At 56.1% G+C, this 20,937-nt stretch carries 22 protein-coding genes; 16 read left to right on the forward strand and 6 right to left on the reverse strand.

The genetic code is table 11. The features are described from left to right. Nucleotides 1-125: 125 nt before the first annotated feature. Together glpK and EAW52_RS08395 are read right to left on the reverse strand one after the other, a co-directional pair. The gene (glpK, locus tag EAW52_RS08390; RefSeq protein WP_122042085.1) at nt 126-1,631 is read right to left on the reverse strand and encodes a glycerol kinase GlpK; all 1,506 of its coding nucleotides are present in this window, start codon (nt 1,629-1,631) and stop codon (nt 126-128) included. Between the two features lie 14 nt (nt 1,632-1,645). Then, nucleotides 1,646-2,539: an MIP/aquaporin family protein gene (locus EAW52_RS08395; protein ID WP_010795092.1), complete on the reverse strand. Its 894-nt coding sequence runs from the start codon at nt 2,537-2,539 to the stop codon at nt 1,646-1,648. 303 nt (nt 2,540-2,842) lie between these two features. Here EAW52_RS08395 and ybaK point away from each other — a divergent pair, with 303 nt between their 5' ends. Together ybaK and EAW52_RS08405 are read left to right on the forward strand one after the other, a co-directional pair. Further along, nucleotides 2,843-3,313 (forward strand): Cys-tRNA(Pro) deacylase, encoded by a 471-nt coding sequence (gene ybaK / locus EAW52_RS08400; RefSeq protein ID WP_010795091.1) that lies wholly within the window; start codon nt 2,843-2,845, stop codon nt 3,311-3,313. 318 nt (nt 3,314-3,631) lie between these two features. Next, nucleotides 3,632-4,417, forward strand: coding sequence for a PhzF family phenazine biosynthesis protein (locus EAW52_RS08405; protein ID WP_122042086.1), 786 nt, complete (start codon nt 3,632-3,634; stop codon nt 4,415-4,417). A gap of 2 nt (nt 4,418-4,419) precedes the next feature. Here EAW52_RS08405 and EAW52_RS08410 read toward each other — a convergent pair whose 3' ends face one another. Beyond that, nucleotides 4,420-5,454, reverse strand: a complete 1,035-nt coding sequence (locus tag EAW52_RS08410) for an ABC transporter ATP-binding protein (protein WP_122042087.1) — start codon at nt 5,452-5,454, stop codon at nt 4,420-4,422. Continuing rightward, nucleotides 5,451-6,368, reverse strand: coding sequence for an ornithine carbamoyltransferase (gene argF / locus EAW52_RS08415; protein ID WP_122042088.1), 918 nt, complete (start codon nt 6,366-6,368; stop codon nt 5,451-5,453). Before argF ends, EAW52_RS08410 begins: the two co-directional genes overlap by 4 nt. Nucleotides 6,369-6,699: 331 nt before the next feature. Between argF and EAW52_RS08420 the strand changes: the two genes are divergently transcribed. From EAW52_RS08420 to EAW52_RS08470, 11 genes are all read left to right on the forward strand, one after another. Then, on the forward strand, nt 6,700-7,131 hold the full coding sequence (locus tag EAW52_RS08420; protein WP_010795087.1) for a hypothetical protein: 432 nt from the start codon (nt 6,700-6,702) through the stop codon (nt 7,129-7,131). Between the two features lie 230 nt (nt 7,132-7,361). Then, nucleotides 7,362-7,688: a Grx4 family monothiol glutaredoxin gene (grxD, locus tag EAW52_RS08425; RefSeq protein ID WP_010795086.1), complete on the forward strand. Its 327-nt coding sequence runs from the start codon at nt 7,362-7,364 to the stop codon at nt 7,686-7,688. A gap of 118 nt (nt 7,689-7,806) precedes the next feature. Then, the gene (locus EAW52_RS08430) at nt 7,807-8,949 is read left to right on the forward strand and encodes an MFS transporter (RefSeq protein WP_122042089.1); all 1,143 of its coding nucleotides are present in this window, start codon (nt 7,807-7,809) and stop codon (nt 8,947-8,949) included. Nucleotides 8,950-9,041: 92 nt separating this feature from the next. Then, complete coding sequence (locus EAW52_RS08435; protein ID WP_122042090.1) at nt 9,042-11,036, forward strand: FUSC family protein; 1,995 nt, start codon at nt 9,042-9,044, stop codon at nt 11,034-11,036. After that, nucleotides 11,023-11,226, forward strand: coding sequence for a DUF1656 domain-containing protein (locus tag EAW52_RS08440; protein ID WP_019365827.1), 204 nt, complete (start codon nt 11,023-11,025; stop codon nt 11,224-11,226). Before EAW52_RS08435 ends, EAW52_RS08440 begins: the two co-directional genes overlap by 14 nt. Before the next feature lie 42 nt (nt 11,227-11,268). After that, nucleotides 11,269-12,171, forward strand: coding sequence for an HlyD family secretion protein (locus EAW52_RS08445; RefSeq protein WP_019365826.1), 903 nt, complete (start codon nt 11,269-11,271; stop codon nt 12,169-12,171). A gap of 295 nt (nt 12,172-12,466) precedes the next feature. After that, nucleotides 12,467-12,778 (forward strand): DUF485 domain-containing protein, encoded by a 312-nt coding sequence (locus EAW52_RS08450; protein WP_019365825.1) that lies wholly within the window; start codon nt 12,467-12,469, stop codon nt 12,776-12,778. Next, the gene (locus EAW52_RS08455) at nt 12,775-14,433 is read left to right on the forward strand and encodes a cation acetate symporter (protein WP_122042091.1); all 1,659 of its coding nucleotides are present in this window, start codon (nt 12,775-12,777) and stop codon (nt 14,431-14,433) included. The genes EAW52_RS08450 and EAW52_RS08455 overlap by 4 nt, the downstream gene beginning before the upstream one ends. A 61-nt stretch (nt 14,434-14,494) precedes the next feature. After that, complete coding sequence (locus EAW52_RS08460; protein ID WP_122042092.1) at nt 14,495-16,294, forward strand: DUF294 nucleotidyltransferase-like domain-containing protein; 1,800 nt, start codon at nt 14,495-14,497, stop codon at nt 16,292-16,294. Continuing rightward, a complete protein-coding gene (locus tag EAW52_RS08465; RefSeq protein WP_122042093.1) occupies nt 16,294-16,917 on the forward strand; it encodes a 3'-5' exonuclease in 624 nt (207 codons plus the stop codon). Before EAW52_RS08460 ends, EAW52_RS08465 begins: the two co-directional genes overlap by 1 nt. 174 nt (nt 16,918-17,091) lie before the next feature. Further along, nucleotides 17,092-17,250: a DUF3309 family protein gene (locus EAW52_RS08470; protein ID WP_010795077.1), complete on the forward strand. Its 159-nt coding sequence runs from the start codon at nt 17,092-17,094 to the stop codon at nt 17,248-17,250. Nucleotides 17,251-17,292: 42 nt separating this feature from the next. On the opposite strand, the gene EAW52_RS08475 is transcribed toward EAW52_RS08470, so the two are convergent. After that, nucleotides 17,293-17,514 (reverse strand): hypothetical protein, encoded by a 222-nt coding sequence (locus tag EAW52_RS08475; protein WP_162997610.1) that lies wholly within the window; start codon nt 17,512-17,514, stop codon nt 17,293-17,295. An 86-nt stretch (nt 17,515-17,600) separates the two neighbouring features. Here EAW52_RS08475 and EAW52_RS08480 point away from each other — a divergent pair, with 86 nt between their 5' ends. Then, entirely contained in the window at nt 17,601-18,014 is a 414-nt protein-coding gene (locus EAW52_RS08480) for a hypothetical protein (protein WP_010795076.1), read from the forward strand. A 22-nt stretch (nt 18,015-18,036) separates the two neighbouring features. Here the strand turns inward: EAW52_RS08480 and dacB are convergent, their stop codons facing one another. After that, on the reverse strand, nt 18,037-19,497 hold the full coding sequence (gene dacB / locus EAW52_RS08485; protein ID WP_122042095.1) for a D-alanyl-D-alanine carboxypeptidase/D-alanyl-D-alanine-endopeptidase: 1,461 nt from the start codon (nt 19,495-19,497) through the stop codon (nt 18,037-18,039). 268 nt (nt 19,498-19,765) lie between these two features. Between dacB and EAW52_RS08490 the strand changes: the two genes are divergently transcribed. Both EAW52_RS08490 and bcsQ read left to right on the forward strand, forming a co-directional pair. Then, the gene (locus EAW52_RS08490; RefSeq protein WP_122042096.1) at nt 19,766-20,155 is read left to right on the forward strand and encodes a hypothetical protein; all 390 of its coding nucleotides are present in this window, start codon (nt 19,766-19,768) and stop codon (nt 20,153-20,155) included. Next, on the forward strand, nt 20,146-20,937 hold the full coding sequence (bcsQ, locus tag EAW52_RS08495) for a cellulose biosynthesis protein BcsQ (RefSeq protein ID WP_122042097.1): 792 nt from the start codon (nt 20,146-20,148) through the stop codon (nt 20,935-20,937). The genes EAW52_RS08490 and bcsQ overlap by 10 nt, the downstream gene beginning before the upstream one ends.

Here is a 20,937-nt window from a genome sequence, read left to right on the forward strand (position 1 = left end):
ATCTTCCTTCAACGGTGGTTTGACAGGAAGAATGCCGTAGCGAGGCGCCGGGCGCCAGTTCAGTGCATCAACTTCATCGTCCTGATGTGAAAAGGGCGACTTCCCAGTCGCCCCGTCCAATGACATCAGTCCTGCGCCCAGCCGCGAGTACGCTCGACAGCTTTCTTCCAGCCCTTGTAAAGCTCCTCGCGATGGTCGCCATCACAGGTAGGCTCGAATACACGCTCGATGGTGCTCTTGTTGCGTAGTTCGTCCAGGCTGCTCCAGAAGCCGGTGGCCAAGCCAGCCAGATACGCTGCACCAAGGGCAGTGGTTTCCTTCATTTCGGGGCGCTCTACGCAGGTGCCCAGAAGGTCGGCCTGGAACTGCATGAGGAAGTTGTTTGCGACGGCACCGCCATCCACACGTAGCGAGCGTAGACGCTCGCCGGCATCCTGCTGCATGGCATCCAGTACGTCGCGAGTCTGATAAGCAATCGACTCTAGGGCCGCACGGATCAGATGCTCAACCTTGACGCCACGGGTTAGGCCAAACAGTGCACCGCGGGCATAGGGATCCCAGTAGGGAGCGCCCAGGCCGGTAAAGGCCGGTACCAGATAGATGCCATTGCTGTCTTTTACCTTGGTGGCGAAGTACTCGGAGTCTAGGGACTCATTAATGACCTTGAGCTCATCGCGCAGCCACTGAACGGTAGAGCCACCATTAAAGATGGCGCCTTCCAGTGCGTAATTCACTTCACCACGCGGTCCGCAGGCAATAGTGGTTAGCAAACCATGCTGGGACTGCACCGCTTTCTCACCAGTGTTCATCAGCAGGAAGCAGCCGGTGCCATAGGTGTTCTTGGCTTGGCCCGGCTCTACACACATCTGGCCAAACAGGGCGGCTTGCTGGTCACCTGCAATCCCTGCGATCGGAATGCCGGTTTCCTGGCTGCTGCCCAGAGTGGCATAGCCGTAGACTTCGGAGGAGGAGCGAACCACCGGCAGCATTTCGCGGGGGATGTCCAGTGCTTCAAGCATCACGGGATCCCAGTCACGCTTATGGATATCAAAAATCAGGGTGCGTGAGGCATTGGTGTAGTCGGTGACATGGACCTTGCCCTGGGTCATCTTCCAGATCAGCCACGTATCGACAGTACCGAACAGCAGCTCGCCACGGCGGGCGCGCTCACGGCTGCCCTCCACGTGGTCCAGGATCCACTTGATCTTGGTACCGGAGAAGTAGGGGTCGATGACCAGTCCGGTCGTGCGGCGGATATGCTCTTCCATGCCGTCACGCTTGAGCTGATTGCAGATCTCTGTGCTTTGGCGGCTCTGCCATACGATGGCATTGTAAATCGGGCGGCCTGTGGTCTTGTCCCAGACGATGGCGGTTTCGCGCTGGTTGGTAATACCGATGGCGGCTACATCGTCATGGCTAATGCCTGCATGAGCCAGGGCCTCCACAAAGGTAGCGCTCTGGGTGGCCCAGATTTCCATCGGGTCATGCTCGACCCAGCCGGCTTGCGGATAGATCTGTGCGAATTCACGCTGAGCAATGCTCACCACATTGGCGTTACGATCCAGCACGATGGCGCGGGAGCTGGTGGTGCCCTGGTCCAGGGCCACGATGTAATGCTTGTTATTAGACATGATGGAAATCCTTATTATTGAGCCTGTGACGCGCTGATCTTGGGCTGAGCGGCAGCGTCTTTCTTATTCGTTTCAACTGAGGTTTCTTTGACAGGAATGTCGCACGCTGCTGAGCCAAGACTGGGCAGGTGACGGCAGATGAGCGCCTTGTAAGCAGCGGCACCCAGACAGGCACCCAGGATGGGCGCGAAGATCGGTACCAGGAAATAGGGTATATCGCGGCCACCGGTCAGGGCTACATCACCCCAGCCAGCCAGGAAAGTCATAAGTTTAGGACCCAGGTCACGAGCCGGATTCATAGCGAAGCCTGTCAGCGGGCCCATAGATCCACCGATCACAGCAACAAGCAAACCAATTAGAAGCGGGGCCAGCGGGCCGCGTGGAAGACCATTGCCATCGTCGGTCAAGGCCATGATCACGGCCAGCAGGATGGCGGTAATGACCATCTCGACCAGGAACGCCTGACCAACAGACAGGGCTGCGTTCGGATAGGTGGAGAACACACCCGCAAGCTCAAGGCTGGCTACGCTACCGCGTACCATATTGTGAGCCTGTTCGTATTCGAAAAAGAGGCTGTTATACAGGCCATATACCAGCGCGGCGCCACAAAAAGCGCCTGCGATCTGCGAAATGATGTAGAGCGGGACCTTCCTACGCTCGAAGCCGCCAAACAGCCAAAGCGCAATGGTAACGGCAGGGCTCAGATGTGCACCCGACACGCCAGCGCTCAAGTAAACCCCCATGCTGACCGCAATGCCCCATATGATGCTGATTTCCCAGAGCCCCAGAGTGGCTCCGCCAACCTTCATGGCAGCGACGCAACCGGTTCCGAAGAAAATGAATAATCCTGTTCCCAAAAACTCGGCAATGCATTGCCCACGTAGGGTGGGCATTAGTGGAGTACTCATACGAGGAGCCTCTTGATTGTTGTATTTATTGCGGTAGTAGAAAAAAAGTGAAACTACATCCTTTCGGAAACGAAAAGTTAGTTTCAAAATCGAACGTTGTCAAAGGTTCTTCTTTCATCCCCATAGAAAATTGTGATGAGCGAAGCAGGATATTTTATGACAGGCAAAACACTTGTTTGAAAAGGAACTTTATAAGGCGTGTTTCAGGTCACGCTTGAGGGACGCCCCAAGTAAGGCATTACAAGGCTTTACAGGCTGCAAAGGCAGAGACAAACTGGATCATAAAGCCACAAGGACAATGGCATGACACCAGCGATAAACCTGCTCAAAAAGTACAAGATAGAGCATCGCGTACTCAGTTATGTACACGATCCCAAAGCCGCTTCGTATGGACTTGAGGCGGCAGACAAGCTTGGACTTGAACCCGTCCGGGTGTTCAAAACATTGTTGGCCGCTACCGAGAAGGAGGAGTTGCTGGTGGCTATCGTTCCGGTAGGTGGCAGTCTTGACCTGAAAGCCTTGGCCCATGCGGCGTCTGTCAAAAAGGCAGACATGGCCAATCCTCAGGTAGCCCAACGTGCTACCGGCTACCTGGTAGGCGGAATCAGCCCGTTGGGGCAGAAAAAACGCTTGAGAACGTTCATTGACAGCAGTGCCGAGCGGTTTCCTACCATTTATGTTAGTGCAGGCAGACGTGGCCTTGAAGTGGAGCTGTCTGCCCAGGCGCTGGCTAGCCTGACCGCAGGGCAGTTTGCCGAGATTGCACGGGAGTAATGTGCAGGTTCTCCGCTCGTACGGGTAGCGGGCAAATGAAGTCCTTTCAACTGAGTTGACCAATCGATTCACTGCGCTATGGTCAATTATTGCCGCTCTGGTGTTTTCCCTTGATCGCTATCTGGCTGCTCGCAATTACAGCGGGCTTTGAGTGTGCCCGTAGCGGTTGGTGACAAGAGTGCCGATGATCCGAGAGATCCTACACAGAGCGAGTTGCCGGACCAGTTTAACTGTCATAGCTGGTGAACTGTACATTGTGACGTAGGCACGTTTCGCTCATGCTGTACGAAGAACTCAAAAGAAAAGATGGAGCAAACCATGCAACTCGACTTTCACCAAATCGATGCCTTCGCTGATCGTCCGTTCGCGGGTAATCCAGCGATGGTCTACCGTCTCGATGCATGGTTGCCGGACGATCTGATGCAGAAGATTGCCGCTGAGCATAATCTGGCGGAAACGGCCTTTGTCCGTCGGGAGGGTGATGTCTGGCGCATTCGGTGGTTTACCCCAAAGGTTGAAATACCGTTGTGTGGCCATGCGACGCTGGCAGCGGCTCATGTACTGTTTACTGTTTATGAGGAAGCGGGAGAAAAGATCGAGTTTATTTCCCGCTCCGGCACCCTGCGTGCCTATAAGGAAGACGATGGGCTTCTGGCGCTGGATTTTCCTGCACAGATTCCAAGTGAGATCGGTTCCACACCAGAGCTGGAGCGTGCATTAGGCGTTAGTCCGGTCGATGTACTGGGCGCAGATAAGCTACTGGTTCTCCTGGAGTCGGAAGAGGCGGTGCGCAACTGCAAGCCTGACTTTGCGGCTCTGGCACGTCTGCGTTGGCCGGGTGTTATTATCACCGCTCGAGGTGAGCGGTATGATTTCGTGTCCCGTTTCTTTGCGCCTGGTATTGGCATCAATGAGGACCCGGTGACTGGCTCGGCTCATTGTAGCCTTATTCCCTATTGGTCTCGTCGCCTGGCGAAGCGGATGCTGCGAGCCTACCAGTGCTCGGAGCGGGGCGGGGAACTCTGGTGCCGTCTGGATGGCGAGCGCGTGAGCATCGCGGGTCACGCTCGTCGCGTCGCCAGTGGTCGTCTATTGCTGGATTGACGTTATGTGGCGCTGAAGGTTGTCAGCGCCGTTTTTTTGAGCGCAATTCCGATCTGTTCACCGGCACGGTGCTCAACAAATCCTGGGAAGGACGCTTCGAGACGTGCTCCTGACGCAAGCGCCAGTCGATAGCGGGTGCTTGCACCTAGAAATACCTGGCTGACCACCTGCGCGGTCAACGTGCTCGCGGGGCTATAGAGGATGTCGTCAGGCCGAAGGAGAACGCGAAGCTCATCGCCTTCCTCGAACGCTTTGTTCCTGGCCCTGACAACCCCAAGTTCCGTTCTGATCGATTCTGAGTCGACGGCACGACCCGGAATGAAAAATCCCTGGCCTACAAACGTTGCCACAAAGGGAGTAGCAGGGGTCTGATAGAGGTGCCCAGGTGTATCCCATTGCTCAAGATGGCCATGCTGAAAAACCCCCACCTTGTCACTTACCGCAAACGCTTCTTCCTGGTCATGAGTCACCAGGATGGCGCTGGTGCCTCGAGCTTTCAGAATATCCCGGACTTCGCTGCTGAGCGATCGACGAAGCTCTACGTCCAGGTTGGAAAAAGGTTCATCCATCAATAACAGACGAGGCGACGGTGCCAAGGCGCGAGCCAAGGCAACACGCTGCTGTTGACCACCTGACAGTTCATGAGGATAGCGTTTGGCCAGCTGCTCCAGTTTGACCAGGGCCATCAGCTCACCCACGATGCGCTCGCGCTCGGGATGCTTGCGAATACCAAAGGCGATGTTGTCACGTACGTTCAGGTGAGGAAAAAGAGCATAGTCCTGAAAGACCATGCCGATCCCGCGCTGCTCTGGCGCCAGGGTAAACCCCGCTCGGGAAATGACCTGATCGGCGAGACGGATTTCGCCCTGCATGACAGGCTCGAATCCGGCGATGGCGCGCAGCGTCGTGGTCTTCCCGCATCCTGATGGACCAAGCAGACAGCCAATCTCTCCTGACTCAAGAGACAGGCTCAGGTCGCTTACGATCGTGCTGCCACCGTAGCCGCAGGCCAGATAGCTGAGCGTGAGAATGCTCATGCGTTGCGTGTATGTGGGATCAGAAACTCCATCAATGCCTTTTGCGCATGCAGACGGTTTTCTGCTTCATCCCATACGACCGAGCGTGGATCTTCCAGCAGGTCGTGACTGATTTCTTCTCCGCGGTGCGCTGGAAGGCAGTGCATGAAAACGACATCCCGGCTGGCTTTGTCCAGGAGCTCACGCGAGACCTGATACGCCTTGAACGTTTCCAGACGGATTTTCGATTCCTCTTCCTGGCCCATGGATGTCCAAACGTCAGTACTGACCAGATGAGCGCCTTCTACGGCCTCTGTTGGATCACGAACAATTTGAACGCGGTCACCGGCGCGCTCAACGAAGCGGGCGTTTGGCTCAAAGCCTTCAGGGCAGGCCACACGCAAGGTGAAGTCCAGTTGTTCGGCAGCTTCTATATAGCTGTTGCACATGTTGTTCCCGTCGCCGATCCAGGCCACAACCTTGCCCTGAATGCTGCCGCGGTGTTCGAAGAATGTCTGCATATCAGCCAGCAGCTGACAGGGATGAAGATCATCAGACAGTCCATTGATAACCGGAACGTTGGAGTTTGCCGCAAAGGTCGTCAGGGTGCTGTGGGCATAGGTACGGATCATGACACCATCGAGCATACGGGACATGACGCGGGCACAGTCATCTACCGGCTCACCGCGGCCTAACTGCGTGTCGCGCGGGGACAGGAAAATGGCTTGGCCACCTAGCTGGATCATGCCTGCCTCGAAGGACAGACGCGTACGGGTCGAGGCCTTTTCGAAAATCATGCCAAGAACACGATTTTTCAACGGTTCGTGGCTGACGCCTCGACTACGCAGTTCTTTCAGCTCGATGCCACGGCGGATCAGCTGCAACAGCTCATCGGGTGTGCAATCCATGAACGAAAGAAAATGCCGAGCGCTCATCATCAATACCTATGAATACAGGCCAGGGGTGCCGGCCGGCTTCAGGAAAAACAGGCTACACCCAAAGCTACTGCCGCACCTATGCGGAGGAAAGGGAAGGGCCGGATCTTATAAGTAATTTATATATTTGCGCAAATCCCTGGCGAGGTGGCAGAAAAGATGAGATTGCAACCGGTTATTACGCAAAAGGTAAAACTTCACAAAGATTGGAAAATTGTTCCGCTACGGTTGTTACATTTTTGTTAAATGACTACTATGCCGCCCGCCTTTCGAGGCGACGTTATTACCCCGCAATGGGATTATTGGAAAATTGTATGCAAAGGAGTATTGCATGAAACGCGTAGTGTATGCCGCTGCCTTCTCTACTTTGGCCCTGCTCACTGGCTGTGCCAGCCAGAACGTAAGTCAGCCAGCTCTACCTCTGGGTGGCGCGGTTGATACCGGTCTGAAAGCGGATGTCAAAGTAGGTGAAACCATCACAGGTCAGTCTTCCGTAAACGTTCTGTTCGGTATGCTGAAGCTGGGTGGTGATAGCAAGTTTGCAGACGGCGTTACCTATGGTGGTGGCGAAGGTGGTTTTGCTCTGGGACTGGATCCAGTTTCCTCGGCTAAAGCTGCTGCAGCTTACAAGGCTGTCAAGGCTTCGGGCGCTGACGTAATCGTTGCCCCGCGTTATGAAGTCGATGTTCAAGACTATCTGGTGTACAAGGCCGTTAACGTCAAAGTGACTGGCCAGAAAGGCACCATCAGCTCCATCCACTAAGGATGAGCTCGAACCGGCGGACATGGAGTTCGCCGGTTTGAAGGAAAACAACCGCAACGATAATTTTTGTTCTTCCCTCCAATCTCCCTTCCTGTATCAAGTCGCATCATCAGGCTTGCAAATTGTTTCCATTGTCCTTATCTGTATGGACGGGTGGCCAGAGGCAAAACCGAGCGTTTCACTGGGTTTTCCGTTACACTGGTCAGCACTGAAATTCAGCGAGGTGCACCGTGGATATCATCGAAACGATCAAAGAACAGATCGCCAATAACCCTGTTCTTCTTTACATGAAAGGCTCCCCCAATGCTCCGCAGTGCGGTTTCTCTGCCCGTGCCTCGCAAGCGTTGATGGCGTGTGGTGAGAAGTTCGCCTATGTGGACATTCTGCAAAATCCTGAGATCCGGGCCAATCTGCCTAAGTATGCCAATTGGCCAACGTTCCCCCAGTTGTGGGTAAACGGTGAGCTGGTAGGCGGTAGCGATATCCTGCTGGAGCTGCACGAAAAAGGTGAGCTTCAGCAGCTGGTCAAAGGCGCTGCGGGTAAAACCGAGGCCTGATCGGATGGCCAGATGAACTTCTGGTAACCGCTTCGGCTCTGACTGCCTGGGTTGTCCGGTAGTCAACCGGATTCAACAAAGCCCCGCTTCGGCGGGGCTTCGTTTTGCTGGAGTGGTTATGGCTGAAATGACATTAGCAGGCTCTGCGCGTTGGGCTTGCGCTTATTTCTTCGCTATCAATGGACTGGTGCACGGCAGTCTGATGGCGCGGATACCGGCCTTGAAAATGCAGGCCGGACTTGACGAAGGTACGCTTGGACAGGCGTTGCTGTGCCTGGGGCTGGGTGCCTTGACAGCGTTCCCCCTGACAGGAATTCTCCAGCGCTGTCTGGGTAGCCGCCGGATTGTAATTGGTGGAGGGCTACTGCTCCTGCTTGCCTTTCCCTTGGTCGGGCTGGCCCATCACTGGCTCGGCTTTGCCTTGGCGATGTACCTTATTGGTTTGGCCAGTGGCGCAATGGATGTTGCGGTCAACACGCAGTCTGTAGAAGTCGAACGAGCCCTTCGGCGTCCGACGCTTTCGCTTCTTCACGGGATGTACAGTCTTGGCGGCCTGGTCGGTGCGCTAGGGGCGGCTGCGCTGGTGGCATTGTCACCTGTCTGGCATTTCCTCTTACTGGCAGTGATTGCCCTTATCTTTCTGCTACCTGGCGGTAAACGGCTTTTGCCTGATGAGCACATGTCTGCGCGTACCCACAAGGGTTCAGGTCTGCGTCTGCCACCCATGGCAGTCGTAGGGCTGGGCCTCATGGCGTTGTGTTCGTTTGTGTCCGAAGGCGCTATCGCTGACTGGAGCGCCTTGCTTCTGCATGATGTGAAGAATGCCAGCGAAGGGTTATCCGCTTTGGGATATGCCGCTTTTTCCGCCACGATGGTATTTGGCCGACTCTTTGGTGATCGCCTGCGTATTCGCTTTCAGGATCACTCACTGGTTCGTGCGCTTGGAGGGTTGGCAACACTGGGGATGGTTGTAGCGCTGCTGGCGCCTGATGCGATCATTTCGATCATTGGCTTTGCCCTGGCCGGCCTGGGGCTGTCGATCATTGTGCCGATCCTTTTCAGCGCTGCAGGCAATCGCCCGGGCATCGACCCGGGGGTTGGCGTTGCTGCTGTTGCTACCCTGGGCTATGGCGGGCTGCTCATGGGGCCTCCGCTGATCGGTCTGTTGGCCCAGGCAGTAGGACTCAAGCTGGCCTTGCTGTCCATTGTGGCGTTATGTGCCGCGCTGTGTCTGCGCGCCGGTATCGTTCGAAGAGGCTAGCGAGCCACCAGCCTGGTATTGTCCAGGCTGATGCAAGGAACTTCCTGACGCGTTCGTGAGCCTATCGGTCATCACTCGACGATAATAAGCACGTGCGTATTCCCTGGCAGGTTTTCCTTGCGCCTAGCCCGTTGGCGCTCAAGTTTGCGGTCAAGACGCTTTTTGCGGCGTGTCTGGCCCTATGGCTTGCGTTTCGATTCGATCTTGAACAGCCCACGTGGTCGATGATGACGGTGTTTATCGTCTCGCAGCCGTTGTCCGGCATGGTGGTAGCCAAGGGTCTGTTTCGTCTGATCGGGACCGTAGCCGGGACGATCATGTCTGTGGTGTTGATTGGCCTGTTTGCACAGACGCCCTGGGCTTTTCTTCTGGCCATGGCGCTCTGGCTCGGGTTGTGCACCGCTGCGTCGACCTTGCTGCGCAATCATGTGTCCTATGCCTTCGTTCTGGCCGGCTACACCGTAGCGATCATTGGTCTGCCAGCCATCGCTCAGCCGCTCGGCGTCTTTGATCAGGCAGTCGCTCGCTGCATGGAAATCTGCATGGGCATCATTGTAGCGTCTATCGTCAGCTCGGTGATCTGGCCGCAACGTGTAGAGCAGAACCTGAGTCAACAGGCCAGCAAAGTCTGGCAGGCGGGTCTGCAGACAGCACGCGCTGAGGTGGCTGGAAATGAAACCGCAGCGACCGGACTGCTTGGGGTGTTTGGCCAGATCGTGGCTGTTGATGCGCAGCGCGACCACACATGGTTCGAGGGCCATCGAGGACGTCAGCGTGCCCGTGCGTTGCGATTGTTCTGTCGAGATCTGCTGAGCCTGTTGCGTACCTCGCGGGGCGTGGTTCGCCAATGGCGTAACCTTGAAGCAAATGAGCAAGAGGCGGTCGCGCCCTGGCGTGAAGAGGTTATCCAGCATCTGGATCCGTTCGAGCCAACGGCCATTGAGGCATTGCTCAACCGGCTCCATGACGAGCACAATGATCCACGTTACAGCAATGACCAGCGCTACTTTCTGGCTCGCCTGGGCATTCTGCTCGGCAAGGCCCTAACGGCTGAACAGGCCGAACGGGCGGTTGCCCGTGGCGTGGCTGATGACAGTGCTCCTTCGGCACTGTCCTGGCACCGTGACATCCAGACGGCGCTGTTGTATGGAATGCGCAGCGCATTGGCATTGCTCGGACTTGCGATGTTCTGGTTGAACACCGCCTGGCCTGCCGCAACCGGTGCCATGCTGTTGGGTGCTGTTTTATGCAGCCTGTTCGCCAACCGCGATAACGCCGTTCAGATCGGCCTAAGTTTTCTTCGTGGCATTGCCTACGCCATCGTGGTGGCCATTGTTGTCAGCCAGGCCGTATTGCCGTCATGGTCCGGCTTCCCGTTATTGTGCCTGGGTATGGGGGTTCCGCTGTTTTTTGCCGCGCTTGGAATGGCGGGGCCGCCGGCGGTGGTAGGTACGGCTACTGCGTTTGCGTTGCACTTCATTGTGCTGGTTTCGCCAAACAACCATACCCGCATGGACATGGCTAACCTGCTCAATCAGGCCCAGGCGCTGGTCATTGGAGTTGGCTTTGCCGTCGTGATCTTTCGTTTGATTACACTGCGTCACCCGCGGCGGCTGATCCGAAGAATTCTTTCAGCCACGACCTATGACCTGCAGCGTCTGACAGAGCGCCCTCTTGGTATTGCTGAAACCTGGTTTGGAGGGCGGATGGCCGATCGATTGCTGCAACTGGCACGCAATATTAACCTCATGCCGCTTCATGAACGTCGTCGCTGGCACGATGGCCTGCTGGCATTGGATCTGGGTAATGAGCTGTTGCACCTGCGCGCCTGCCTTGACGGGGCGACCGGCTCACTGGCGGCGGAGCGCGATCGTTTCCTACAGGCGTTTTCGGCAGCCCTGGCAAATGGTCTGGAGCACGTACGGCCGGAGCAGCTGGATGAACCCGCGAACCGATTACGCTCTGTATTAGAAGCCGTACCAGAGCCGGATGAGCCCAAGCGCCTGGCTCATGGAGCGGTTCGCCAGTTGCAGCGAACCTGGACGATGTGGTGCCAATCGCTTGAGGATCACCATGGACCTGCATGAATGGGCTATCGGCGGCGTTTACCTGAGCCCGCTGTTTCTTTATGCGGTAGCGGCTTTATTACTGACAGGTGTGATTCGGCTGGTCATGCATAAACTTCATGCGAGTCGCTGGATCTGGCATGAGGCGCTATTTGGGTGCGCACTGTTTCTGCTGCTGCTCGCAGCCATTACCTGGGTTGCCGCAACGTGACGTGGTCACGGTGAATATGAACGCTTGGATGAGGAGGGCATGATGCGCAAGGTGGCCCGTGTAGCGATTACAGTGGTCGTGGTGATAGTGGCGGTGCTGGCTGGCCTATGGCTGTGGCGGTTTTACATGCTCTCGCCCTGGACGCGTGATGCACGTGTTCGAGCCGATGTCGTGGTCGTCTCGCCCGATGTGGCCGGTTGGGTGACTCGCTTGCCTGTCAAGGATAATCAGCTGGTCAAGAAAGGTGATCTGATCATGCAGATCGACCGGGAGCGCTACCAGGCTACGCTCAACCACGCCCGCGCCGTTGCCGATACACGCAAACAGCAGCTGCGCCTGCGTGAGAGCGAGGCTGAGCGCCGTAATCGTCTGGGTGTCAGCGCCATCAGTGCCGAAGACAGGGAAAATGCGCAGATTAACGCTGCCGTGGCACGGAGTCAGTATCAGGAAGCGCTGACGGATATCCGGCTGGCGGAGCTTAACCTGGCGCGTAGCCAAGTGCTGGCGCCTCGCGAAGGACGCATCACGAACCTGCGATTTGCCGAAGGTAACTACGTACGTACCGGTGAAGCTGTCATGGCGCTGGTTGATACGCGCTCTTTCTACGTCATGGCCTATTTCGAAGAAACCAAGATCCCGCATATTGCAGTAGGGGATGCCGTCAATATTCGCCTGATGAGCCACAAGGGGATTCTCAAGGGGCGTGTGGCCAGCATCAGTAGCGGAATCACCGACCGCAACGCAAGCCCGGACGAGCAGCTATTGGCGGAAGTTCAGCCCACGTTCAATTGGGTACGACTGGCGCAACGTATTCCGGTCCGCGTAGAGCTCTTGGATGTGCCGCCGGAGGTGCAATTGAGTGCCGGAATGACCGCTAGCGTCTCGGTGCTCGATGCCGAAGGGCATCATCCGCTGGAAGGGTGGCGCAGTCTGTGGGATTACTAGCGGGCCCGCCGACAACTCTCGAGACACATGCCGTCACACAAATAGCTATGGTTGATCAGGCCGGATAGCCCACGTTGCTGTTGCCGCCGTAAGCGTATTCGGCATCCAAGCCATATGCCGACCGCTCCAGTCCCGCCGCGTCAGCGGGGCTGTAGGGTCGCACTTTTAAGCCTCTACCCTTTATCCCGCGAAACAGCCCCTTTATCCCGGTTACGACTAAAGTCGTCTGGCTGTCAGGTGCCGGTAGCCTAGAGTACAAATCGACGATCCCCGTCACGCTGTGAGGACAACAATAATGAACGACAGCATCTACCGGCGGATAGAACAAAATCCGCAATTCAAAGAACTGGTTGCCAAGCGTGAGCGTTTTGCCTGGCTGCTTTCCCTGATCATGTTAGGACTCTACGTCGCCTTCATCCTGCTTATCGCCTTTGCGCCACATGTATTAGGTGCTCGGATCAACCCGGATAGTCCGATTACCTGGGGAATTCCGATCGGTGTCGGTCTGATTCTTTCCGCTTTTATCCTGACAGGTGTCTATGTTCGCCGTGCCAACGGTGAATTCGACCAGCTTAACCGTGCCATTTTGAAGGAGGTTCAACAATGAAAGCGCCTCTCTCTGCAGTAATGGGACTGGCTCTGTTCGCTCCGGCTGCCTGGGCTGCCGATGCGTTGACCGGTGCCGTTCAACGGCAACCTTTGAACGTGGCCGCTATCGTAATGTTCGTTGCTTTCGTGGCGGGGACATTGGGGATCACTTATTGGGCTTCCAAACGCAACCGTTCAGCGGCAGATTACTACGCTGCTGGCGGTCGCATCACGGGCTTTCAGAATGGTTTGGCAATCGCAGGCGACTATATGTCTGCCGCCTCCTTTCTGGGTATTTCCGCGCTGGTATTTACGTCGGGTTATGACGGCTTGATCTACTCCATCGGCTTTCTGGTCGGATGGCCGATCATTCTGTTCCTGATTGCCGAGCGCTTGCGTAACCTGGGCAAATACACCTTTGCCGACGTTGCCTCTTACCGTCTCAAGCAGAAGGAAATCCGTACCCTGTCTGCCTGTGGTTCGTTGGTGGTGGTGGCGTTGTATCTGATCGCTCAGATGGTAGGTGCCGGCAAGCTGATTCAGCTGCTATTCGGCCTTGACTACCACGTGGCGGTGATCCTGGTCGGCATCCTCATGGTGATGTACGTATTGTTTGGTGGCATGCTAGCAACCACCTGGGTACAGATCATCAAGGCGGTGCTGCTGCTTTCGGGCGCAAGCTTCATGGCCGTCATGGTAATGAAGTCCGTCAACTTCGACTTCAGTGCGCTGTTCTCCCAGGCTATCGCGGTCCATCCGAAAGGCGAGGCCATCATGAGCCCCGGCGGTCTGGTAAAAGACCCAATCTCGGCTTTCTCCCTGGGGCTGGCGCTGATGTTTGGTACTGCAGGTCTGCCGCACATTCTTATGCGCTTCTTCACGGTGAGTGATGCCAAAGAAGCTCGCAAGAGCGTGTTCTACGCTACCGGTTTCATCGGTTATTTCTACATCCTGACCTTTATCATTGGTTTTGGCGCGATCCTGCTCGTCAGCACCAATCCTGCGTTCAAGGATGCTGCCGGTGGCCTGATTGGTGGCAACAACATGGCGGCGGTGCACCTGGCCAACGCGGTGGGCGGCAGCATCTTCCTGGGGTTCATCTCGGCGGTAGCGTTTGCAACCATCCTTGCGGTGGTAGCAGGTCTGACCCTGGCGGGTGCCTCGGCGGTGTCCCATGACCTCTATGCCAGTGTGATCAAGAAAGGCAATGCCAACGAAAAGGATGAGTTGCGTGTCTCCAAGATCACCACATTGGCTCTGGGTGTGGTTGCGATCGGCCTGGGTATTCTGTTCGAGAAACAGAACATTGCCTTCATGGTGGGTCTGGCCTTCTCGATTGCGGCCAGCTGTAACTTCCCGGTACTGCTGCTCTCCATGTACTGGAAGAAACTGACCACGCGAGGTGCCATGATTGGTGGCTGGTTGGGGCTGATCACAGCGGTGGCTCTGATGATTCTAGGCCCGACCATCTGGGTCACTATCCTGGGTCATGAAAAGGCGATCTACCCTTATGAGTATCCAGCACTGTTCTCCATGCTCGTAGCGTTCATTGGGATCTGGTTCTTCTCGATTACGGACAAATCTACCGCAGCCGATGAAGAGCGTGCTCGATTCTTCCCTCAGTTCGTTCGCTCTCAGACGGGTCTTGGCGCTTCCGGCGCAGTGGCTCACTAAGTCGTACTGAATCGGCAGGCTCGTCAGGGCCTGCCGTTTTCATTTCAGGCGAATTCGCGTCATGCCGGATAATTTCAACTTCGAGGCAGCCCCGTTCGACACACTCAGTGAGTATGAACGTAACCTGCTTCGCTCGGCGCTATCGGTCGGATACTACGTGCCTGGCGAGATACTGATCGAGCCGGGTAGCGTCACGCTTGCACTCTATATCGTGCTGAAGGGTGTCATTGAGGAGCGTGGCAAGGACGACCAGCTATTTGCACACTATGGGCCGGACGATCTCTTTGATGTGCGGGGGCTTTTTGATGGGCAGACCCGGCATGCCTATCGAGCTGTTGAAGAGAGCATTGTCTACGAACTCAACGCCAAGATGTTTCATGAACTGTGCGAGCGAAATACCTCGTTTGCTTCTTATTTCCAGGCAAGCCTTGCCACCAAGCGGCAACTGGCACGCCGGGACGGGCAGAATCTGGCGGAGTTCATTCTGACCCGCATTGCCCGCGAGCATTTGCTGCCTGCCGTGGAAGTAGGTGCCGATCTGTCATTGGGCGAGGCTGCCCGTACGCAGCTAAAGGTCGGCGCCGATGCGTTGCTGGTCCGGCTGGAAGACGGCTTTGAAGGACTGGGTATTGTGACCAGAACGGACCTGATGGTTGCCCATTTCCAGCAGGAGCTGGGCGACGAGACACCTATCGGGACGCTAGCGCATCAGCCGCTGGCCTCTATAGAGCTGGGCGACTTTCTATTCGATGCCATGATTCTTATGACCCGCCAACGCATCGAGCGGGTCGTGGTCAGACACGGCAGTCAGGCAGTCGGCCTGCTGCATCTAACCCAGGTGCTGAGTCTCTTTTCCACTCACTCTCACGTTCTGGCGCTGCGGATCGCCCGCGCCGAAACGCTCGATGAGTTGCAGCGAGCCGCCGAAACCCTGGATACGTTGATTGCTACCCTGGAGGGTAATGGCATCCGGCTGCGCTTTATCATGCAGTTGGTCAGCGCGTTGAATGAGCAGTTGCTGGCGCGTGTCTTCGAGCAGTGTGTTCCTGTAGCGTATCGCTCCCGTTGTTGCCTGGTGGTCATGGGAAGTGAGGGGCGAGGAGAGCAACTGCTCAAGACCGATCAGGATAATGCGCTGATTCATGCGGACGACATTGCAAACGAGGAAGCTTTGGCCTGGATGGCCCGCTTCAACGAGGCACTCATGGGGTTTGGTTACCCTCAATGCCCAGGAGGGGTAATGGCCTCGAATGCGGTGTGGTGCAAGCCTATCAGTGAGTGGCGGCATGAGCTTCTGACGGCCGCCCGCGAGGGGCATCCTGAGCAGCTGCTGCGTCTGTCCATTCTGATGGATGCCCACCCTGTAGCCGGAAATGAGCATTGGTTTATGGCTGTGCACGCTCAGCTGAGCGTGTGGTCTGGCCCGGGGGAGCGATGGCTGAGCGATATGGCGCTGGCTGCTTTACAGTTCGATACGCCATTGACCTTGTTTGGTGGGCTCAAAACATCCGGTGAACGCCTGGACATCAAGCGTGGCGGTCTTTTTCCGATCGTTCATGGGGCCCGAATACTCGCCCTGCGAGACGGTTTGATGGTGCGTGGCACCTTGGGCAGACTGCAGATGCTGGGCGAGCGGGGCGTTCTGGATCGAAACATGGCTGATAACCTCGCTGAGGCTTTCGAGCTGTTCATGCAGCTACGGCTGTCACAGCAATTGGCAGGCGACAGGAGTGGATTAACGCAAGGTATCGATGTGTCGATCCTGAGCCGGGCCGAGCGAGACCTGCTGCGCTTCAGCCTCCATGTAGTTAAAAAATTCAAGCAAACCCTGGGACGTCTGTTTCATCTGGATACGCGTTGATGGCTGCCTACATCTCAAGACCTGATTTGCATTGGCCCCTTTGGCGGCAACGCCTGCATTGGTGGTGGCATGACCCGATGGACGCCGATGAGATCGTTTCGCTGGACTTGGAAACGACCAGCCTTGATTCACGTCGGGCCGATATTCTCAGTGTGGGTGCCATACTCATTCGACAGGGGAAGATGCAGGTAGGGGAACGTCTTGAGCTGTACGTCGAGCCGCCGCCCAGCCTGGACGCCGAATCGATCCGCATACACAAGCTACGTCGGATGGATCTGGAGGGGCAGCTCAATATCCAGGATGCCCTGAGACAACTGCAAGACTTCATTGGAAATCGCCCGCTGCTGGGTTATTACGTGTCCTTTGATATCGCAGTGCTCAGTCGTCATTTCCGCCGTTACGGGATGCCTAGACTGACGAATCCCCGGATCGAAGTGTCAGCTCTCTATCATCGCAAGGTCAGCCGTTTGTTTCCTGACGTGCATCTGGATCTGCGCTTTGACACCCTGTCGCGGGCACTGGACATACCGGTAACGGGGCGGCATACCGCGCTTGGGGACGCACAAACGGTTTCGCTGATGTTTCTCAAATTATTGAAGGGGCCTGTGCCCAAGCCGTACTAAACAGAAAATAGTGTGCTTCTCATCAACAAGCGAAGCGGTTGCAGGACTTTTCCGCAGGGGTAGCAGTCCGATAGTACAGGTACGCTTTCTTCTTACTCCCCGAGCTTTTCCGGTCTCGGTGATGGGAAGCGACCTGTGCTGTGGATTCCCGTAGCGGTTATAAGGAGATGCATCATGTCGCTGACTACCATATTGGTTCTGGTCCTGCTTGTTCTGTTGATTGGTGGATTGCCCGTGTTTCCGCATTCGCGCAGCTGGGGATATGGCCCGTCTGGAATCGTGGGCGTGTTGCTGGTCGTACTGCTCGTGCTGGTGTTGTTGGGAATGATCTAGCGTCGACGGCTTAAAGATGAAAAGTCTTTCCTAATCAAGTGTTTAAGAATCGATAGAGACCGACTGCTCCCCGCTTTTTGCTCCTGTTTGGTGCGTAGGAGAAAATTCTTGCCCAAAGAGGTGCAAAAGAGTAGGGTTCTCTTCACCGGCCTGCCTTGCCGATGTCAGTTGTGAGACAAAACCAGAGCCAAGCATTGCTTGCTCTGGTTTTGTCTTTTCTGCGCTACCTCTTTTTATTTCACTCGTCTCAGTGCCTTGCATCACGGAGCGATCATTCAGGTGTTGCGCGGCGTTTAATCGGCCAGGCGGCTGTGATAAAAGCCCAAGGAGTAGCGAAGAGGGAGTGTTCCGTGGATTCGGAATCCATAGTGTATGGCTGCATCAAGGATTGGCCGACGAGCGACTCCATGGAGCGCCGCATGCGCCGGGCTTTGAATCGTCGTGTCCTGGCCAATCTCCCTCATGATTCCTGGGCATTTCTGGGGCGGGAGATGTTCAGCCAGTGCGAGCAGGCCGGCGCAGGTCTTTATAAAACCCAGGTCATTCACTTTGGTGCCAGTTATGAGGGCGTCGAGTATGAGTGGAAACTATGGGTCGAAGAGTTCGAGGCCCTGCTCAAACGCCTCTATTGGGCCAGCGCCGTGGTGCATCTGGAAACCGCCTTGAGCGGTACTCATACGTTCCGTTGGGAATCTGAGAAAGGCTTCCATAGCCCACAGGAAGATGACTTGCGGGCACGGTGTGCCTGGGAGCGGGAGGGCTGAAGCCCTCCCGTAACCGCTGTTCTCAGCGAGCAGCAGTGCTGTCCTGCCTGGTACGGTTGTACAGATCCACCATAACCTGATCCAGTACGCTGGACGCACCCCAGGGACGGCTGCTGTTCAGAATCGCAACCACCGCCCACGTCCTGCCATTGGCATCCCGGCTGAAGCCGGCCAGGGCACGTACGTTATTGAGCGTTCCCGTCTTCATGTGGGCCTGTCCGAGCAGGGGTGTATTCTTCAGGCGCTTGCGCAGCGTGCCGTCCATGCCTGCAATGGGCAGGGAAGAGATGTATTCGTAGGCATAGGGGCTTCGCCAGGCTGCCTGAAGAATCAGGCCCATTTCCCGCGCGCTAATGCGCTCATCGCGGGACAGTCCCGAGCCGTTTTCCATGACCAGGTGCGTGGCGGTGATACCTTTGCGGGCCAGCCACTGACGAATCACACGCTGCGCCGCTACGCCATCATTCGCGTCCGCGCTGGTGCGGTATTGGGCACCAATGGACAGGAACAGCTGTCGCGCCATGGTGTTGTTACTGTATTTGTTGATATCGCGAATGATCTCGACCAGATCGGGCGAAAAGGAGCGAGCCAGCAGCTCTGCGCTCTTGGGTACCGTACCCTCCCGGTCCTTGCCCATGATGGTGCCGCCCAGTTCCTTCCAGATGGCGCGTACGGCACCTGCGGTATAGCTTGGGTGGTCCAGCAGGGACAGATAGCTCTGGGCACTACAGCCGCTAGGCAGGTTGCCCGTCACGATGAGGGCAGTGCCGTCTGCTTCCGTGACTGGGTTGAACCGTATTTCAGGCCACGCAGGGCACTTGCCTTTGCCCACGGCCTTGACCTGATTCTCAACCCGCACATTGGTCAACGGCGGGTCCATCGAGACGCTGGCCTTGCCGTCATCGGCACGAATGACCATGCGGACCGACTTCAGATTGACCATCAAGGCATCCGGGCCAACCAGGAACGGCTTGTTCTCATCGTTGCCGTCATCGTTGAAAACAGGAAGTTCGGGTTTGATGAAGCGGCCGCGATCCAGAACCAGATCCCCGTTGACCTGGGTGACGCCATTGGCACGCAGATCACGCATCATCAGCCACAGCTTTTCCATGTTCAGCTTTGGATCGCCACCGCCCTTGAGATAAAGGTTGCCGTTGAGCACTCCGTTGTGGAGCTGGCCATCGGTATAGAACTCTGTCTTCCACTGATAGGTAGGACCTAGCAGTTCCAACGCCGCAAATGTCGTAATGAGCTTCATGGTAGAAGCAGGGTTTACGGAAACATCGGCATTGTAAAAGTCAGCGCTTCCGGCAGCATCCAGCGGAATCATGACCAGGGACAGCTCGTCATTGGCCAGTTTGTTCTTTTGCATGAGCTGCTGCACTTTAGGTGGCAGCACGGCAGTGTCGGCGTAGGTCAGAGCGGGTAAGCCCAGAGGCAGAAGGCCTAGCGCAAGTGAAACGGAGCGGAAGAATTTCAGCATTAACAAACCCCAAAAGAAGGCTGGGCCGAGATGAAAAGGTGATAGCCGAGCGATCTGTTACAAGAAACAGACATTATGCAGCAAACCGGTTTATAGCCAATACAGCCTGTGAAATGACTAGCACGCGTTGTCAGCTTTCCGCCTGTAGGGATTAAACAGCCATTTATCTGGCGGATCTCCATAATGTGACAAATATCGCAAAAGATAATGATCGATTGTGTATTAGGTATTAAAATGATAGCAAATTGCCATACAGACGATTGCTATCATGAGCGAGCGGGACATCCGGGACTACATTAACAGCCTTAATGAAGAAAACCTGAACCGGCAGTCTGGGGCATCGGCTCAAGCAGGGGATACGCTGGGGTGGGCACTTCTCGAGGCCATTGCCTCGCCTGTTGATCAGCCATTACCTATTATTCATTCTTCTTCTGCGGTCTCTACCGAGGCCATTCCAGCGGTGACGAGCAATCCCTTACAAGAGGCGCGTGAGCCCTCGTCAGGCATCGCTCCTCCGGTGAATGTCCAGGCCAAGCCTGCCTCAGCCGCTCACCCGTTTGGCAATATCTTCAAAATTAAACCGGCAGTGGACGAGGTAGACCTTCAATCTCAGGGCTCTCTGAAAGCGCTACTCAAGAGTATTGCCACATGCCGTTAATCTGTGTTGCCTCTCCCAAGGGCGGTGTAGGCAAGACGACCGTGACGGCCAGCCTGGGGTATGCACTTCAGCGTCTAGGGCGTCCAGTCGTGTTGGTTGACTTCGACGTGCAGAACGCTTTGCGCCTGCATTTTGGGTTGCCGCTCGGGCTGAGTCAGGGATTTGTTGAAAGCGCTCTGGCGGGCGCAGACTGGCGGCAGCTAAAGGTAACCTCTCCAAGCAATATTCAGGTGCTGCCATACGGACGGGTTAGCGCAACGACGCGTCTGGCGTTCGAGCACCGCCTGCTCAATGATCCTTCTTTTCTGAAGGAAGGGCTGGCAGATCTGCTCACGATTCCCAATGTAATTGTATTGGCAGATACGCCGCCTGGCCCAAGCGCTGCTCTAAGCGCGCTTATCCATCAGGCCGATCTCTGCATAGCGGTACTGTTGGCCGATGCAGGCTCGGTTGCATTGTTGCCGGATATCGAATCCGGTGAGTTCTTTGGCAGTGCTGGAACGGAAACCGTGCGCTATGTAGTCAATCAGGTGGATCGGCGGCGGCGCCTCAATCGAGACGTCTCGGTGTTTCTGCAGGCGCGCTGCGGTGGCGCATTGCTGGGCATGATCCATCGTGACGAGTCACTGCCTGAGGCGCTGGCAAGTCAGCAATCGGTTTTCGCATTCGATTCGGCATCGGCCGCCGCCCATGACCTCGATATGCTTGCGCAGCGATTACTGGCCGCGCTTGAGCAGCAGACCACACCTGTATCTGATACGCGTCAACGGCAGTATTCCTGA

The sequence above is a fragment of the Pseudomonas sp. LTJR-52 genome (assembly GCF_003691465.1).
Classification (GTDB): Bacteria; Pseudomonadota; Gammaproteobacteria; order Pseudomonadales; family Pseudomonadaceae; genus Chryseomonas; species Chryseomonas luteola.

What these genes read in the sequence shown, in the direction of transcription:
- glpK (WP_122042085.1), bottom strand. Translation starts at nt 1,631, where the DNA reads ATGTCTAATAACAAGCATTACATCGTGGCCCTGGACCAGGGCACCACC.
- EAW52_RS08395 (WP_010795092.1), bottom strand. Translation starts at nt 2,539, where the DNA reads ATGAGTACTCCACTAATGCCCACCCTACGTGGGCAATGCATTGCCGAG.
- ybaK (WP_010795091.1), top strand. Translation starts at nt 2,843, where the DNA reads ATGACACCAGCGATAAACCTGCTCAAAAAGTACAAGATAGAGCATCGC.
- EAW52_RS08405 (WP_122042086.1), top strand. Translation starts at nt 3,632, where the DNA reads ATGCAACTCGACTTTCACCAAATCGATGCCTTCGCTGATCGTCCGTTC.
- EAW52_RS08410 (WP_122042087.1), bottom strand. Translation starts at nt 5,454, where the DNA reads ATGAGCATTCTCACGCTCAGCTATCTGGCCTGCGGCTACGGTGGCAGC.
- argF (WP_122042088.1), bottom strand. Translation starts at nt 6,368, where the DNA reads ATGAGCGCTCGGCATTTTCTTTCGTTCATGGATTGCACACCCGATGAG.
- EAW52_RS08420 (WP_010795087.1), top strand. Translation starts at nt 6,700, where the DNA reads ATGAAACGCGTAGTGTATGCCGCTGCCTTCTCTACTTTGGCCCTGCTC.
- EAW52_RS08430 (WP_122042089.1), top strand. Translation starts at nt 7,807, where the DNA reads ATGGCTGAAATGACATTAGCAGGCTCTGCGCGTTGGGCTTGCGCTTAT.
- EAW52_RS08440 (WP_019365827.1), top strand. Translation starts at nt 11,023, where the DNA reads ATGGACCTGCATGAATGGGCTATCGGCGGCGTTTACCTGAGCCCGCTG.
- EAW52_RS08445 (WP_019365826.1), top strand. Translation starts at nt 11,269, where the DNA reads ATGCGCAAGGTGGCCCGTGTAGCGATTACAGTGGTCGTGGTGATAGTG.
- EAW52_RS08450 (WP_019365825.1), top strand. Translation starts at nt 12,467, where the DNA reads ATGAACGACAGCATCTACCGGCGGATAGAACAAAATCCGCAATTCAAA.
- EAW52_RS08455 (WP_122042091.1), top strand. Translation starts at nt 12,775, where the DNA reads ATGAAAGCGCCTCTCTCTGCAGTAATGGGACTGGCTCTGTTCGCTCCG.
- EAW52_RS08460 (WP_122042092.1), top strand. Translation starts at nt 14,495, where the DNA reads ATGCCGGATAATTTCAACTTCGAGGCAGCCCCGTTCGACACACTCAGT.
- EAW52_RS08465 (WP_122042093.1), top strand. Translation starts at nt 16,294, where the DNA reads ATGGCTGCCTACATCTCAAGACCTGATTTGCATTGGCCCCTTTGGCGG.
- EAW52_RS08470 (WP_010795077.1), top strand. Translation starts at nt 17,092, where the DNA reads ATGTCGCTGACTACCATATTGGTTCTGGTCCTGCTTGTTCTGTTGATT.
- dacB (WP_122042095.1), bottom strand. Translation starts at nt 19,497, where the DNA reads ATGCTGAAATTCTTCCGCTCCGTTTCACTTGCGCTAGGCCTTCTGCCT.
- EAW52_RS08490 (WP_122042096.1), top strand. Translation starts at nt 19,766, where the DNA reads ATGAGCGAGCGGGACATCCGGGACTACATTAACAGCCTTAATGAAGAA.
- bcsQ (WP_122042097.1), top strand. Translation starts at nt 20,146, where the DNA reads ATGCCGTTAATCTGTGTTGCCTCTCCCAAGGGCGGTGTAGGCAAGACG.